This window comes from Aurantimonas sp. Leaf443 (assembly GCF_001425575.1).
Lineage (GTDB): Bacteria > Pseudomonadota > Alphaproteobacteria > Rhizobiales > Rhizobiaceae > Leaf443.
The window spans coordinates 132728-149414 of the sequence record NZ_LMRD01000001.1 but is presented as its reverse complement, the minus strand read 5'-3'; the positions used below and the strand labels follow the sequence as shown (position 1 = coordinate 149414).

The 16687-nt window shown below is 71.3% G+C and carries 7 protein-coding genes; 6 read left to right on the top strand and 1 reads right to left on the bottom strand.

From position 1 onward, the window contains the following. Positions 1-15: 15 nt before the first annotated feature. The gene (locus tag ASG48_RS00585) at positions 16-504 is read right to left on the bottom strand and encodes a (2Fe-2S)-binding protein (RefSeq protein WP_055843820.1); all 489 of its coding nucleotides are present in this window, start codon (positions 502-504) and stop codon (positions 16-18) included. Positions 505-1059: 555 nt separating this feature from the next. Between ASG48_RS00585 and ASG48_RS00580 the strand changes: the two genes are divergently transcribed. The 6 genes from ASG48_RS00580 to glgA all read left to right on the top strand — a co-directional run bounded on the left by ASG48_RS00580 (position 1060) and on the right by glgA (position 16687). Continuing rightward, complete coding sequence (locus tag ASG48_RS00580) at positions 1060-3030, top strand: autotransporter assembly complex family protein (RefSeq protein ID WP_244486660.1); 1971 nt, start codon at positions 1060-1062, stop codon at positions 3028-3030. Continuing rightward, positions 3030-9302, top strand: a complete 6273-nt coding sequence (locus ASG48_RS00575; protein ID WP_055843818.1) for a translocation/assembly module TamB domain-containing protein — start codon at positions 3030-3032, stop codon at positions 9300-9302. The genes ASG48_RS00580 and ASG48_RS00575 overlap by 1 nt, the downstream gene beginning before the upstream one ends. Positions 9303-9587: 285 nt before the next feature. Further along, positions 9588-11240 carry a glucose-6-phosphate isomerase gene (gene pgi, locus ASG48_RS00570; RefSeq protein WP_082529145.1) on the top strand — a complete coding sequence of 551 codons (1653 nt, stop codon included), beginning with the start codon at positions 9588-9590 and terminating at the stop codon, positions 11238-11240. Beyond that, positions 11237-13735, top strand: coding sequence for a glycogen/starch/alpha-glucan phosphorylase (locus ASG48_RS00565; RefSeq protein ID WP_055843815.1), 2499 nt, complete (start codon positions 11237-11239; stop codon positions 13733-13735). The genes pgi and ASG48_RS00565 overlap by 4 nt, the downstream gene beginning before the upstream one ends. Before the next feature lie 238 nt (positions 13736-13973). Beyond that, on the top strand, positions 13974-15248 hold the full coding sequence (gene glgC, locus ASG48_RS00560; RefSeq protein ID WP_055843813.1) for a glucose-1-phosphate adenylyltransferase: 1275 nt from the start codon (positions 13974-13976) through the stop codon (positions 15246-15248). Beyond that, the gene (gene glgA, locus ASG48_RS00555; protein WP_055843811.1) at positions 15245-16687 is read left to right on the top strand and encodes a glycogen synthase GlgA; all 1443 of its coding nucleotides are present in this window, start codon (positions 15245-15247) and stop codon (positions 16685-16687) included. The genes glgC and glgA overlap by 4 nt, the downstream gene beginning before the upstream one ends.

The following is a 16687-nucleotide window of genomic DNA, read 5'->3' as shown; positions in this document are numbered from 1 at the left end:
GCGCCGGACCCGGCGCTATTCGGCGGCGATCCGCTGCGGGGCGCTGGCCGCCGCCGCCGAGAGGATCGCCTTGACGATGTTGTGGTAGCCCGTGCAGCGGCAGATATTGCCGTCGAGCTCGTCGCGCACCGTGTGCTCGTCGAGCGAGGGGCCGTGGCGCTCGATCATCGCGACCGCCGTCATGATCATGCCGGGCGTGCAGTAGCCGCACTGCAGGCCGTGATGCTCGCGGAAGGCCGCCTGCACGGGATGCAGCTCCTGGCCGTTCGCGAGCCCCTCGATCGTCGTGACGCTGGAGCCCGAGGCCTGGACGGCGAGCATGGTGCAGGACTTCACCGGCTGGCCGTCGACATGGACCACGCAGGCGCCGCACTGCGAGGTGTCGCAGCCCACATGCGTGCCCGTCAGGCCGAGATTGTCGCGCAGGAACTGCACCAGAAGCGTGCGGTCCTCGACCGACCCCTTCATCTCGCGCCCGTTCACGGTGATGGTCACGTCGCTCATCAAAGTCCTCCCGACTTCATGCGCCCGTCGCGCCGGTCGGCGTCGCGGAGCGTCCTCGATTCTTGCAACCGCCGTCCCGGCCGGTCGTTGCGGCGGAGACTGCCCGTTGCGCCGCCGGGCTTCAAGGCCTTTCTGGAACGGTTCTCAACACCGCCGCGAAAGGCCCCGGCCGACGGCGCCCCGCCCCCGCGCGGCATCCGGCGGCATATTGGAAGCGTTCCAGGACGCACGGTATTCGACCTTCGGTCGCCCCGCGCGCGTCGATGCGCCGCGCCGGAGGGCGCCAAGCCTTAAGACCCCCGGGCGGCAATCGTTAAAATGTGTGTCCAGCCTGGCACAAGGTCGGCGAGAAGCGCAGCGCGGGCGCCCCGATCGCAGCGGTCGGCGGCATTGGGCGTTGCCAAGGCGGGGAGAAGCGGCAACCTTGCCTCTCCATCGCAGGACCTGAAGCCAAGTCCTTGCGATGGAGAGGCATTCCATGGACAGGCAAGGGCCGAGAAGGCCTTCTCGGTCCGGCCGTCGCCTCGCATCGCAACTGGTTGAGAGTGGCGCGTCTTGCACGATACCGACCGATCCGGAGCGAAGCTCCCGCTGGCTCTCTGCCTCGCCCTGGCGCTGTCGGGGCCGATCGGCGCGAGCCCCGCGGGCGCGTTCGAGATCTTCGGCTTCAAGATCTTCGAGAGCGCGGAGGAGGAGGGCGAGGACGTCGTCGATCCCCTCTCCTACCAGGTCTCCCTCACCGTGCAGCCCGGCCCCGGCGACGTCGCCGGGCTCCAGGAGGAGCTGAACAAGGCCTCGACGCTCGTCTCCGACGCCGACGCGCCCGTCTCCGGCTCGCTCGGGCTGCTGTCCAAGGCGCGCAACGACCGCAAGCGCCTCGTGGCGGCCCTCTTCGAGAACGCCCGCTACGACGGCATCGCGCGCATCTTCATCGAGGGGCGGGACATCGAGACGCTGGCGCCCGACGCCACGTTCGACCGCTCGCGCCCGGTGCCCGTCTCGATCCGCGTCGAGCCGGGCCCGGTCTACGCGCTCGGCCAGGTGCGCGTCTCGGCCGGCGGCCTGCCGGTCGATCCCGCGCAGTACGACCTCACGACCGGCGGCTCGGCCGCCTCGGTCGACGTGCTCGACGGCGAGGCCAAGATGCTGCGGGCGCTGCGCGACGACGGACGGCCCTTCGTGGCCGTGACGCGGCGCGACGTGATCGCGGACGCCGCGCGCGACCGTCTGGACTATACGATCGACCTCTCGCCCGGCCCGCGCGTGCCCTTCGGCGCGACCTATGTGGACGGGGCGGAGGCGGTGGATCCGGGCTTCGTCGCCTACATGGCGGGCGTGGAGGCGGGCAAGGTCTTCTCGCCCGAGGAACTCGACATCGCGCGCGACCGCCTCCTCAAGCTCGGCGTCTTCTCCTCCGTCACCGTCAAGGAGGCCAAGGCCCAGGAGGCCGACGGCACGCTGCCGGTGCAGGTGGAGGTGGGCGAGCGCAAGTTCGGCTTCTACGGCGCGGGCGCGACCTATTCGAACACGGAAGGCGCGGGCGCCTCCGGCTATATCGGCCATCGCAACCTCTTCGGACGCGCCGAATCGCTGCGCTTCGACGCCGCCGTCAGCCGCATCGGGGCGACGGCCGTGAGCGAGCAGGCGCGCGAGACGACCGAGCCGGACTTCTCCGCCTCGCTCGTGTTCAAGAAGCCCGGCGTGCTCGGGCCCGACTCCGTCTATATCGGCTCGCTCGAGCTGAAGCGCGAGCAGCCGCTGGCCTACGACCGTCTCTCCTACGCCGCCACGAGCGGCGTCGAGTACGAGATCGACAAGACGCAGAAGGCCTCGGCCATCGTGCGGGCCGAGTACGAGGAGATCACCGACTATACCGGCACCAAGGGCTACACGCTCCTCTCCGTGCCCCTGACCTACACGTTCGACAACCGCGACAACGCGCTGAACCCGACCGAGGGCTTCCTCGCCAAGGCCCTGTTCGAGCCGACGGCGACGCTCGACGGCGAAGCCTATTTCGCCAAGACCCGGCTCGACGGCTCGGCCTATCTCTCGCTCACCGACAGCGACCGGCTGATCCTGGCCGGCCGGCTCGGCTACGGCACGATCTTCGGCGCGGACCTCGAGGACATCCCCAACGACCGGCGCTTCTATGCCGGCGGCGGCGGCTCGGTGCGCGGCTACGAGTTCCAGTCGATCGGCCCCTACTTCCCGGACTTCGTGCCGGAAGGCTCGGGCTTCAACGAGGACTTCACCGACACGCCGACCGGCGGGCTCACCGTGTTCGAGGGCTCGGTGGAAGCGCGCATCGGCGTGACCGAGACGATCCAGATCGTGCCCTTCCTCGACTTCGGCACGGTGTCGGACGACTACGTGCCGAGCTTCTCGGACCTGAAGATGGGCGCGGGGCTCGGCGCCCGCTACCTCACGAGCTTCGGCCCCATCCGGCTCGACGTCGGCATCCCGCTCGATCCGGGTCCGCGCGACGCCTCCTACCAGATCTATGCCGGTATCGGGCAGGCCTTCTGATGATGCTGCGTTCCCTCGCCCTCGCTTTCCTCGCCCTCCTGTTCGCCGCAGCCGGGCCCGGTGCCCGGCCGGCCGCCGCGCAGGGCTTCGTCGCCGACCAGATCGAGAAGCTGCTCTCGTCCGACACGATGACGGTGGAGATCGAGGGCCTGTCGGGCGCCCTCACCGGCAACCTGCGCATCGAGAGCGTCACCGCCTCCGATCCGCAGGGCGTGTTCCTGACGGCGCGCGATCTCGCGATGGACTGGTCGCCGCTCGCCCTCGTGCGCTCGAACGTCTCGATCGAGAGCCTCACCGCCGGCCAGATCGTGCTGGAGCGGCTGCCGACCGGGCAGCCGGAGAGCCCGGACAGCGAGGGCTCGGGCTTCTCGCTGCCCTCGATCACCGCCGACATCCGCAAGCTGACGATCGGCGAGTTCGTGCTCGGCGAGGCCATCGCCGGCACGCGGGCGCGGCTGCGCGCCGACGCGGCCCTGCGTCTCGCCGCCGACCCGACGAACCTGACGCTGCGCGCCACGATCGACCGGCTGGACCAGCCCGGCCGCATCGCGCTGAACGTCGCCTTCGCGCCCGACGAGAACCAGCTGACGCTCGACATCGCCGCCAGCGAGCCGCAGGGCGGGCTCGTGGCGACGCTGCTCGACCTCGCGGACCGGCCGGCCGTCGACCTGTCGATCAAGGGCGCGGGCCCCCTGTCCGACTTCATGGCGAACGGCGCGCTCTCGGTGGGCGCGACCGAGGCCGCGACGCTGACGGCGCGCGCCACCCAGGGCGCCGAAGGGCGGCGCGTGTCTCTGTCCCTGAACGTGGCGGCCGAGCGCTTCGTGCCGCAGAGCGTGAAGCCCTATCTCGCCGGCTCCACCGCGCTCGATGCGACCGTCCTCCTCGCCGCCGACGGCACCTATCGCATCGAGACCGGCCGCCTTGCCTCCGACGCGCTCGCGCTCGACGCCGCCGGCACGCTCGACCTCTCGGGCGCCGGCAACGATCTGACGCTGGCGCTGGCGGCGCCGGGCGGCGGCGCCATCCCGCTCGCATTCGGCGCCGAGCCGAACCGCACGACGCTCTCGCTCGCCGGCATGGACGCGCGCCTCTCCGGCGCGCTCACCGCCGCCAACGTGGATCTCTCCGCCCGTCTTGGCGCCTTCGCCTCCGGCGAATACGGCGCGCAGACCGTGAACGCGCGCGCGACGAGCCGGAGCTTCGACCTGCGCGCGCTGCGCGGGCCCCTGTCGCTGACGGCGGAGGCGGCGACCTTCCGCGCGCCCGAAGGGCTCCAGCAGCGCTTCCTGACGGGCCCGGTGCGGATCGCGCTGAACGGCGCGCTGACGCCGGCCGGCCTGACGCTGGAGCCGAGCGAGGCCGTGACGGAGACGGCCCGGCTCGGCGTCAACGGCACGGCGGCGCTCGACTTCTCGGTCTTCGACCTGACGCTCGACAGCCGCTTCCAGACCTCCGCGCTCTCCGCCGCCCTCGTGCCCATCGCCGGCGACGAGACGAGCGTCGGCGGGCGCGTCGCGCGCGCAGCGGACGGCGCGCTTTCGGCGACGACGCTCTCCGTCGCGAGCGAAGGCCTGACCGTGACGGGACAGGCGCAGCTCGCACAGGACCAGGTGAGCGCCGATATCGCCGGCCGCATCGCCAACAGCGGCGCGGTGACCTCGGCGCTCTCGGGCGCGGCCGACTTCCGCCTCACCGCCAGCGGGCCGAGCGACCAGCCCGATGTCGATCTCGCGCTTTCGGGCAACGGCCTGTCGATCAACGGGCGCGAGCTCGCCGACCTCGAGGTCGAGGCGCGCGGCACGCTGGCGAGCGCCGCCCCGACCGGGTCTCTGCGCATCTCCGGCACGCTGGACGGCCAGCCGCTGACCGGCGAGGCCGATCTCGAGACGCTTGCGAACGGCGAGCGTCGGATTTCCGACATCGCCATCCGCCAGGGCCCGAACGCCATCACCGGGGCGCTGCAGCTGACGCAAGCCTTCGCGCCCGTCGGCACCCTGACCGTCGCGGTTGAGGACATCGGCCCGCTCGCGGCGCTCGGCGGCCTCGCCGCCTCCGGCGACGTCAACGGCACGGTGGACCTTCGCGTCGAGGCCGACGCGACGCCCGTCGCCGCCGTGGATCTGACGACGCGCGCCCTTTCGGTTTCCGGCGCCGATCTCGCCGATGCCCGTATCGATCTCGCCGTGTCGGACTATCTGGGCATCCCGACCGCCGACGGCACGGTGACGGCCGCCTCGCTCGCGGCCGGAACGGTGACGGCCGCCGATCTCGACCTGCGCCTCTCGACGACCGGCGCGGGCGAGACGAAGGCGAACGCCTTCGAGGCGGATGCCGCGCTGAACGGCATCCCCGTGGCGCTCGCCGGCACGGCGCGCGTCGCGCCGGGCGAGACGGTGCTCGACCTGTCGACGCTCAATGCCGCCATTCCCGACGCGCCGCTGCGCCTCGCCGCGCCCGCCAGCATCCGCATCGCGGACGGGACGACGACTCTGGGCACGATCCGCCTCGATGCAGGCGACGGCTCGGCGAGCGTCTCGGGCACGAGCGGCGAGACGCTGGATCTGGCGCTTGTCCTGGACCGCCTGCCCGCGGCCATCGCCGCCCCCTTCGTGGCCGGCATCGACGCCCGCGGCACGCTGACGGGCACGGCGAGCGTGACCGGTGCCGCCGACGCGCCGCAGGCGAGCTTCGCCCTCGAAGGCCGCGACCTCTCCACCGGCCAGACGCGCGGCGCCGGGCTTCCGGCCATCGCGCTCGACGCCAGGGGAAGTTACCGAGACGCCGTCCTCGCCCTGGACACCGCCCGCGCGACGATCGGCGAGGGGCGGCTGGAGGCGAGCGGCACGGTGGGCGAGACCTTCGACCTCGACATCCGCCTCGCGGACCTGCCCGCCGCCCTCGCCAACGACTTCGTGTCGGGTCTCGAGGCCTCCGGCACGCTGTCGGGCGAGGCCGACGTGACGGGGCCGCGCGCGGCGCCCGTCGCGACTTTCCGCCTCGCCGGCGACGCGATCACCGCCCGCGAGATCGCCGAGGCCGGCATCGCTCCCCTGACACTGCGCGTCGCCGGCGGCTACGACGCCGGCACCGTGCGGCTCGACGAGGGCCGGGTAAATGTCGGCGACGGCTCGCTGACGGCGACCGGCACGATCGGCGACACGCTCGATCTCGACCTCGCCATGACCGACCTGCCGATGGGTCTTGCCAACGGCTTCGTGCCGGGGCTCGACGCCTCCGGCACCCTTTCGGGCACGGCGAGGGCCACAGGCCCGCGCACCGCGCCGGACGGGGCGTTCGACATCACCGGCACGCGCATCACGACGGCGGCGATCGAGCGTTCGGGCACGCCGCCCCTGTCGCTGCGCCTCACCGGCACCGCGACCGACGGCACGGCGAGCCTCCAGACGGCCGTCGTCAATGTCGGCGAGGGCTCGCTCCAGGCGAGCGGCACGGTCGGACGCACGCTCGATCTCGATCTCGCGCTGAACGCCTTCCCCGTCGCGCTCGCCAACGGCTTCGTGCCCGACCTGAACGCTCGCGGCACGCTCTCGGGCACAGCCGACCTACAAGGCACGCTCGCCGCGCCCGCCGGGCGGTTCCAGCTCGGCGGCAGCGGCATCACCGCGCGCGACATCGCAGAGAAGGGCGTGCCGCCGCTCGACCTCACGGCGTCCGGCACGCTCGCCGACGGCACGCTGACGCTCGGCGACACGCGCGTGAGCGTCGGCGACGGCTCGCTGACGGCGCAAGGCACGGTCGGGCGCCGGCTCGACCTTTCGCTTGCCCTCGAACGCCTGCCCGTGGCGCTCGCCAACGGCTTCGTCGAAGGGCTCGGCGCGGAAGGCACGCTGACCGGCACGGGCACCGCGACGGGCTCGCTGTCCGACCCCTCCGCCGTCTTCGCCCTGCAGGGCGCCGGGCTGACGACGGCCGACATCAAGCGCTCGGGCATAGCGCCGCTGACGCTCGACGTCGCCGGCCGCTACGGCGCGGCGAGCGCCACGATCGAGCGGGCCAATGTCACGGTCGGCGAAGGCTCGCTGAGCGCCACCGGCACGATCGGCGACAGGCTCGACCTCGACCTCACGGTCGACCGCCTCCCCGTCGGCCTCGCCAACGGTTTCGTGGAGGGGCTCGAGGCGCGCGGCGCGCTCACCGGCAGCGCCAGGGCGAGCGGAACGCTCGGCGCCCCGGTGGCACGGTTCGACGTCTCGGGCAGCGGCATCACCACGCGCAAGATCGCCGAGTCCGGCGTCGCGCCGCTGAGCCTCAACGTCGCCGGCACCTACGAGAACGGCAGCGCGGACCTGTCGAACGCGCGCGTCGACATCGGCCGCGGGTCCATCGTCGCGACGGGCCGCGTCGGGCGCACGCTCGACATCGCCGTGACGCTCGACACGGTGCCGGTCGGCCTCGCCAACGGTTTCGTGGACGGGCTCGGCGCGCAGGGGACGGTCTCGGGCACGGCCGCGGCGACCGGGCAGCTGTCCAACCCCGATGCCCGCTTCGACCTTCGCGCCGACGCCATCTCGGTGGCGCAGGGACGGGCCGCCGGCGCGCCGGCGGTCAACGCCAATGCGGCCGGCACCTATCGCGCCGGCACGGTCCAGCTGTCGGCCGCGCAGGTTCGCGTCGGCGGCGGCACGATCAGCGCCACGGGCTCGGCCGGGGCGCAGGCGCTCGACCTCGACATCGCCATCGCCGACCTTCCCGCCTCCATCGCCGGCTCCTTCGCCCCGGGCATCGCCCCGCAGGGCACGATCTCGGGCACGGCGAACGTGTCGGGCTCGCCTTCCAACCCGGTCGCCGCCTACGACATCCGCGCGAGCGGCGTCTCGATCCAGCAGACGCGGGACGCGGGCGTCGGCGCGCTCGCCATCACCACGACCGGGCGCTTCGCCGACCGCCGGCTCACGACCGACACGCGCCTTTCGGGCAGCGGGCTGGCGCTCACGGCCGCGGGCTCTGTGACCCTGGCCGGCGCCCCGCAGCTCGATCTGGCGGTGAACGGCACGGCGCCGCTCGCCCTCGCCAACCGGATCCTTGCGGAAGGCGGCCGCTCCATCGAGGGCACGGTGCGCATCGACGCGCGGATCGCGGGACCGGCGACGCAGCCGAACGTCACCGGCACCGTCTCCACGGCGGGCGCCCGCTTCGTGGACACCGGCACCAATCTCGCCATCAACAACATTTCCACGACCATCTCGCTGAACGGCGACCGCGCGACGATCGGGGCCTTCTCGGCCAATCTCGCCTCGGGCGGGCGCATCGCCGTCGGCGGCTCGGTGGCGCTGCGCCCGCCCTTCGAGGCGGACATCCGGGTCCAGATCGTCGACGGGCGCTATGCGGACGGCGATCTCCTGTCGATCCAGCTCTCGGCCGATCTGGCGCTGACGGGCCCCCTCACCGGCACGCCGCGCCTGTCGGGCACGCTGAACGCGCGCGAGATCGACGTGATCGTGCCCGAGCGCCTGCCGACCTCGCTGGCGCGCATCGACGTGACGCATCGCAACGCCCGGCCCGCCGTCTATCGCCAGCAGGAGGAGCTCTTCCCCAAGGGTCGCTCCGGCGGCGGCGGCGGCGGCATCGATCTCGACCTCACCTTCAACGCGCCGTCCCGCGTCTTCGTGCGCGGTCGTGGCCTCGACATCGAGCTCGGCGGGTCCATCCGCATCACCGGCTCGGCGGCCTCGCCCTCCATCGTCGGCGGGTTCGAGCTGCAGCGCGGGCGCTTCCGCGTCCTGTCGCGCCGGCTCGACTTCGAGCGCGGCATCCTCACCTTCACCGGCGGGCTCGTGCCGACGCTCGATCTCCTGGCGACCTCCGACACGGGCGACGTGACCGTCTCGATCTCGGTGACGGGACCTGCCAACGATCCGAGCTTCACCTTCTCGTCCGAACCGGCGCTGCCGCAGGACGAGGTCCTGGCGCGCCTGATCTTCGGCCAGGGCACGGCCGATCTCTCGCCGCTGCAGATCGCCCAGCTCGCGGAGGCGGCGGCCACGCTGGCAGGGGTCGGCGGCTCGACGGGGCTTCTGGAGAACCTGCGGGCCCAGCTCGGCGTCGACGATCTCGATATCAAGACGACCGCCGACGGGCAGACCGCGGTCGGCGTCGGCAAATATCTCAACGACAACACCTATCTCGGCGTCGATTCCACCGGCCAGGTCTCCATCGACCTGAAGCTCGGCGGCGGGCTGAAGGCGCGCGGCGCCGTGTCGGCCACCGGCGGCGGCCAGGTCGGCGTGTTCTACGAGGGCGAGTTCTAGAAACGCGGCAAACGGCGCGCCCGCGCCGTTCGTCGTTTCTTCGCAACTCGCGTCGTAAGGATTGTCCCAGGGGAAGGCGAAGGGCGCGAGGCCCGCGCCGCCCCGTCGATTGAGCCACGGATTTCCCCGTCCGGTCGTCTCCGCGATGGACGGGAGGACGGAAACGAGGCAGTCTCCCGTTCTGCCTAGACAGCGCGCACCCGACCGGCGCCGCGTTTGCCAAGCGTATGTCGGATGCGTAAGAGGCTGGCCGGATCGAGCGATGCAGGCACGGAACGGGACGGGATGAACGCAACTTTCTCAGCCTCCGACGAAACGGCCGCGGACCGGCTGCCCGAGCTTGGCCGACAGGCCGGCGAGCGCGGCATCAAGGCGCTGTTCGCCGCCGACCCCGAGCGCTTCCGGCGCTTCTCGGCGCGGCTCGGCGACCTCCTCCTCGACTATTCCAAGACGAGCCTCGACGCGGCGGCGCTCGACGCGCTCGTCGCCCTGTCCGAGCGCTGCGAACTTTCGCAGAAGCGGGCCGCGATGTTCTCCGGCGCCCCGATCAACGCAACCGAGCACCGTTCGGTGCTGCATGTGGCGCTGCGCGGGCGCCCCGAGGACGGCTACGAGGCCGAGGGCAAGCCCGTCGGCGGGGACGTCGAGGCAGTGCTCGCGGCGATGGGCCGCTTCGCCGAGGGCCTTCGGGCCGGCACCGTCACCGGCGCGACCGGCGAGAGGATCACCGACGTCGTCAATATCGGCATCGGCGGCTCCGATCTCGGGCCGGTGATGGCGGTGCTGGCGCTCGCCCCCTATCACGACGGTCCGCGCTGCCACTTCGTCTCGAATGTCGACGGCGCCCATATCGCCGACACGCTCGAAGGCCTCGATCCCGCGCGCACACTCGTCGTCGTCGCCTCCAAGACCTTCACCACGATCGAGACCATGACCAACGCCGCCACCGCGCGGGCGTGGCTCGTCGCCTCGCTCGGCGAGGCGGCGGTCGGCAGCCATTTCGCCGCCGTCTCCACCGCGCTCGACAAGGTGGGCGCCTTCGGCATCGACGCGGCGCGCATCTTCGGCTTCTGGGACTGGGTCGGCGGGCGCTATTCGCTCTGGTCGGCCATCGGCCTGCCGCTGATGATCGCCGTCGGCGAAGGGAATTTCCGAGCCTTCCTCTCCGGCGCGCGCGAGATGGACCTGCATTTCCGCGACGCGCCGCCGCGTGAGAACCTGCCGGTCCTGCTCGGCCTCGTCGGCTACTGGCACCACGCCGTCCTCGGCCATGCGAGCCGCGCCGTCATTCCCTACGACCAGCGCCTCTCGCGCTTTCCCGCCTATCTCCAGCAGCTCGACATGGAATCGAACGGCAAGCGCGTCGGGCTCGACGGCGAGCCGGTCAGCGTCAGCGGCCCCGTCGTCTGGGGCGAGCCGGGCACCAACGGGCAGCATGCCTTCTTCCAGCTCCTGCACCAGGGCACGGCCGTCGTGCCCGTGGAGTTCATGGTCGGGGCGAACGCCCACGAGGGCCCGAAGATGAACGTCCATCAGGACCTTCTCCTTGCCAACTGCCTCGCCCAGAGCGAGGCGCTGATGCGCGGCCGCTCGATGGAGGAGGCGCGACGCCAGTTGCTGGCGGCCGGCCGCTCGCAGGGCGATGCCGAGCGCCTCGCCCCGCACCGCACCTTTCCCGGCGACCGGCCCTCGGTCACCCTTCTCTACGACCGCCTCGACCCCGCGACGCTCGGGCGCCTCATCGCGCTCTACGAGCACCGCGTCTTCGTCGAGGCGGCGCTCTACGGCATCAACGCCTTCGACCAGTGGGGCGTGGAGCTCGGCAAGGAACTTGCCAACGCCCTCGTTCCGGTGGTCACGGGCAAGGCGACACCAGAGGGCCGCGACGCCTCCACGGCGGGGCTGGTCGAGGCGATCCGAAGGATGAGACAGGCATGAGTTCCGCGACCGTGAAGATCGAAGACGAGATCGAGACGCCGACCTCGGTGGCGCGCCCGGCCCTGCGCGTCAACGACGCCGACACGCTGGCCTCGGAGATCGTCGAGCGGCTGACCTACTCGATCGGCAAGACGCCCGCCGAGGCGCGCCGCTACGACTGGCTGCACGCCACGACGCTCGCCGTGCGCGACCGCATCATCGACCGCTGGATGCATTCGGCGCAGGAGACCAAGGAAGCCGGCGCCAAGCGCGTCTGCTACCTGTCGATGGAATTCCTGATCGGGCGCCTCCTGCGCGACGCGATCGACAATCTCGGCCTCACGCAGACCGTCGGCGAGGCGCTCGACCGGTTCGGCGTCAAGCTCGACATGGTGGAACTCCTGGAGCCGGACGCCGCGCTCGGCAATGGCGGTCTCGGGCGTCTGGCGGCCTGCTTCATGGAATCCATGGCGACGACCGGCGTGCCCGGCTTCGGCTACGGCATCCGCTACGTTCACGGCTTCTTCCGCCAGGAGATCGCCGACGGCGCGCAGGTGGAACTGCCCGAGACCTGGCTCGTCCACGGCAACCCCTGGGAGTTCGAGCGCCGCGAGCTCGCCTACGAGATCGGCTTCGGCGGCAAGGTCAGTGCCTTCCAGGAGCCCGGCCGCCCCGTGCGCCAGGTCTGGCGCCCGTCCGAGCGGGTGCTCGCCGTCGCCTTCGACACGCCGATGGTCGGCTGGCGCGGCAACCGCGTGAACACGCTGCGCCTGTGGAGCGCGCAGGCGCTCGACCCGATCCTGCTCGACGCCTTCAATTCCGGCGACCATATCGGCGCGCTGGTGGAGTCCAACAAGGCCGAGGCGATCACCCGCGTCCTCTATCCCGCCGATTCGCATCAGGCGGGCCAGGAACTGCGCCTGCGCCAGGAATACTTCTTCTCCTCCGCCTCGCTGCAGGACATCCTGCGCCGGCACCTCTCGGAGAACGACGACCTGTCGAACCTTGCCGACAAGGTCTCCATCCAGCTGAACGACACGCATCCGGCCGTCTCCGTCGCCGAGCTGATGCGCCTTCTCGTCGACGTGCACGGGTTCGAATGGGCGAAAGCCTGGGAGATCACCCAGGCGACCTTCTCCTACACCAACCACACGCTCCTGCCCGAGGCGCTGGAGCACTGGCCGGTGCATCTCTTCGAGCGCCTCCTGCCGCGCCAGATGCAGATCATCTACGCCATCAACGCCGCGGTCATCCGCGAGGCCTCGCAGGAGCGCGGCTTCGACGGCGGGCGCGTTTCGGCCATCTCGCTGATCGACGAGGGCAACGGCAAGCGCGTGCGCATGGGCCAGCTCGCCTTCGTGGGCTCGCATGCCGTGAACGGCGTCTCCGCGCTCCACACCGACCTCATGAAGGACACGGTGTTCCGCGCGCTGCACGAGCTCTATCCCGACCGCATCCAGAACAAGACCAACGGCGTCACGCCGCGCCGCTGGCTGATGCAGTCCAATCCGGGCCTGACGAGCCTCGTGACCGAGGCGATCGGCCCGGCCTTCAAGGACGACATCGCGCGCCTCGCCGATCTCGACAGGATGGCCGGCGACGCCGCGTTCCGCGAGAAGTTCGCCGCGGTGAAGCGCGCCAACAAGCAGCGGCTCGCCGACGTCGTCTCCGAGCGCCTCGCCATCACGCTCGACCCGGAGGCGATCTTCGACATCCAGGTCAAGCGCATCCACGAATACAAGCGCCAGTTCCTCAACATCATCGAGGCGATCGCGCTCTACGAGCAGATCCGCTCGCGGCCCGACCTCGACTGGACGCCGCGGGTGAAGATCTTCGCCGGCAAGGCGGCGCCGAGCTACGCGCAGGCCAAGGAGATCATCCATCTGGCCAACGACGTGGCGCGGATCATCAATTCCGATCCGTCGGTGCGCGATCTCCTGAAGGTCGTGTTCATCCCGAACTACAATGTCTCGCTCGCCGAGATCATCATGCCGGCGGCCGACATCTCCGAGCAGATCTCGACGGCCGGCCTCGAGGCGTCGGGCACCGGCAACATGAAGTTCGCCCTGAACGGCGCGCTGACCATCGGCACGCTCGACGGGGCCAATGTCGAGATGCTGGAGCATGTGGGCGAGGAGAACATCTTCATCTTCGGCCTGACGGCGCCCGAAGTCGCCAAGCGCCGCGCGGAGGCCCATTCCGGCCGCTCGATCATCGAGAGCTCGCCGCTCCTGCGCGAAGCGCTGCACGCCATCTCCTCGGGCGTCTTCAGCCCGGACGAGCCGTCGCGCTACCACGGGCTCGTGGGCAATCTCTTCAACAACGACTGGTGGATGATCTGCGCCGACTTCCAGGCCTACTGGGAGACCCAGCGCAAGCTCGACGCGCTCTATCGCGACCAGTCGGACTGGCACACCAAGGCCGTCCACAACACGGCCCGCATGCACTGGTTCTCCTCCGACCGCTCGATTCGCGAGTATGCGGCCGACATCTGGAAGGCCGGTCCCGGCGCCTGAAAACGGCGGCGCGGCGGGCCCTGGACCGAGCCCGCCGCGCCCTCCGGCGCTTCCGCCCGCGGTTTTCCCGCGGGAGTTTCACGCCCGCCGCGGCCTCGGCGCCCGCGCCGGCTTGACAGCCCCCCCGTTCGCACCCCCAATCCCCCCAAGGGCCGGAAGAGAACCGAGCCGCGGGCGCCATCGGCGCACCGCGCCCTTCGGCGACCGGCCGGGTAAAAGAGTCTCGGGAGGACTGGACATGGCGGACCGCCGAAGAATCGCATCGCTCTCGCGCGAGTCCATGGCCTATGTGCTCGCCGGCGGGCGCGGCTCGCGCCTCATGGAGATGACGGACGTGCGCGCCAAGCCCGCCGTCTATTTCGGCGGCAAGACCCGCATCATCGACTTCGCCCTCTCCAACGCCATCAACTCGGGCATCCGCCGCATCGGCGTCGCGACGCAGTACAAGGCGCACAGCCTCATCCGGCACCTGCAGAACGGCTGGAACTTCCTGCGGCCGGGCCGCAACGAGAGCTTCGACATCCTGCCGGCCAGCCAGCGCGTGTCGGAGGACCAGTGGTATGCGGGCACGGCCGACGCGGTCTACCAGAACATCGACATCATCGAGGACTACGCGCCGCGCTACATCGTGATCCTGGCGGGCGACCACATCTACAAGATGGACTACGAGCTGATGCTCCAGCAGCACGTGGACACGGGAGCCGACGTCACCGTCGGCTGCCTGGAGGTCCCGCGCATGGAGGCGGTCGGCTTCGGCGTGATGCATGTCGACACCGAGTACCGGATCACCGACTTCGTCGAGAAGCCCAAGGACCCGCCGGCCGTTCCCGGACGACCGGACACGGCGCTCGCCTCGATGGGCATCTACGTCTTCGACACGACCTTCCTGATGGACCAGCTGCGCCGCGACGCGGCCGACCCGACCTCGGACCGCGACTTCGGCAAGGACATCATCCCGCATATCGTGCGCCACGGCAAAGCCTATGCGCACCGCTTCAACCGCTCCGTCGTGCGCTCGGCCGACGAGCCGGTGGGCGAGGCCTACTGGCGCGACGTCGGCACGATCGACGCCTACTGGCAGGCCAATATCGACCTCACCGACGTGGTGCCCCCGCTCGACATCTACGACCGCGACTGGCCGATCTGGACCTATGCCGAGACCGTGCCGCCGGCGAAGTTCGTGCATGACGAGGACGGCCGGCGCGGCTACGCGGTCTCCTCCCTCGTCTCGGGCGACTGCATCATCTCGGGCGGCTCGCTCAACCGCTCGCTCCTCTTCACCGGCGTGCGCCAGCGCTCCTTCAGCCATGTCGAGAACTCCGTCATCCTGCCGCATTGCCAGATCGGCCGGCACGCGCGGGTGAAGAACGCCGTCGTCGACCGCGGCGTCATCATCCCCGACGGGCTCGTCATCGGCGAGGATCCCGAACTCGACGGCCAGCGCTTCCGGCGCACCGAGTCCGGCATCTGCCTCGTCACCAAGCCGATGATCGACCGGCTCCTGCATCGATGACCCTCAAGGTCCTCGCCGTCGCCTCGGAACTCTACCCGCTGGTCAAGACCGGCGGGCTCGCCGACGTCGCGGGCGCGCTGCCGCTCGCGCTCTCGGCGCATGGCGTGGCGGTGCGGACCCTGATGCCGGCCTATCCGGCGGTGCGCGCGGCCGTGAAGCCGGGCGCGCGCGCGCTCCTGAAGATCGCCGACCTCTTCGGCGGACCGGCGCGCCTCCTGCCCCTGAAGCTCGGCGAGCTCGAGCTCATCGTCCTCGACGCGCCCCATCTCTTCGACCGGCCGGGCGGCCCCTATTCCGGCCCGACCGGCGAGGACCATCCCGACAACTGGCGCCGCTTCGCCGCGCTCGCGGAGGTCGCCGCGCGGATCGGCCTCGGGGCGCTGAAGGGCTGGCGGCCCGACATCGTGCACGCGCATGACTGGCAGGCCGCCCTCGCCCCCGTCTATCTCGCCTTTTCCGGCGAGCGGCGGCCGAAGACGGTGCTGACCATCCACAATCTCGCCTTCCAGGGCGCCTTCGCCCGCGCCGTCTTCCCCGGGCTCGGCCTGCCGGACACGGCCTGGTCCCTCGAGGGCGTCGAATATTACGACGCCGTCGGCTTCCTGAAGGGCGGCCTGCACGCGGCGGACGCGCTGACGACCGTCAGCCCCACCTATGCCAAGGAGATCCTCACGCCGCGGGACGGGATGGGGCTCGACGGGCTCCTGAACGGGCGCCGCGAGGCGCTGCACGGCATCGTCAACGGCATCGACACCGACGTCTGGAACCCCGCGAGCGACCCGGCCATCGCCGAGCGCTACGACGGCGCCTCGCTCGATCGGCGCGTTTCCAACAAGCGGGCGCTCGAGGCCGAGTTCAACCTCGCGCCCGGCGACGGGCCGATCCTGGGCATCGTCAGCCGGCTGACCTGGCAGAAGGGGCTCGATCTCGTGGCGCAGGCCTGCGAGGCGCTCGTCGCCAAGGGGCTGCGCCTCGTCGTCGTCGGCTCGGGCGAGCGCTCCATCGAGGGCGCGTTCCACGCCGCCCATGCCCGCCACCCCCGCGCGATCGGCGTGCGGATCGGCTACGAGGAGATGCTCTCGCACCGCCTGCAGGCGGGGGCGGACGCGATCCTCGTGCCATCGCGCTTCGAGCCCTGCGGCCTCACCCAGCTCTGCGCGCTGCGCTACGGCTGCGTGCCCGTCGTCTCGCGCGTCGGGGGACTGGCCGACACGGTGATCGACGCCAATTTCGCCGCGACGCGCGCCCGCGTCGCCACCGGCATCATCTTCGAACCGGGCGAGGCGGGCCTGTCCGACGCGCTCGACCGGCTCGTCGCCCTCTACCGCGAGCCCGAGGCCTGGCAGGCCATGCAGGCGCGCGGCCTTGCCACCGACGTGTCCTGGACGGCCAGCGCCGGCCAATACGCCGCCCTCTATCGCGACCTCCTGCAGAAGTAG

Bases quoted from the DNA above. Each gene is read 5' to 3' on its own strand.
- ASG48_RS00575 (WP_055843818.1), top strand. From the start codon at position 3,030: ATGATGCTGCGTTCCCTCGCCCTCGCTTTCCTCGCCCTCCTGTTCGCC.
- ASG48_RS00585 (WP_055843820.1), bottom strand. From the start codon at position 504: ATGAGCGACGTGACCATCACCGTGAACGGGCGCGAGATGAAGGGGTCG.
- pgi (WP_082529145.1), top strand. From the start codon at position 9,588: ATGAACGCAACTTTCTCAGCCTCCGACGAAACGGCCGCGGACCGGCTG.
- ASG48_RS00565 (WP_055843815.1), top strand. From the start codon at position 11,237: ATGAGTTCCGCGACCGTGAAGATCGAAGACGAGATCGAGACGCCGACC.
- glgC (WP_055843813.1), top strand. From the start codon at position 13,974: ATGGCGGACCGCCGAAGAATCGCATCGCTCTCGCGCGAGTCCATGGCC.
- glgA (WP_055843811.1), top strand. From the start codon at position 15,245: ATGACCCTCAAGGTCCTCGCCGTCGCCTCGGAACTCTACCCGCTGGTC.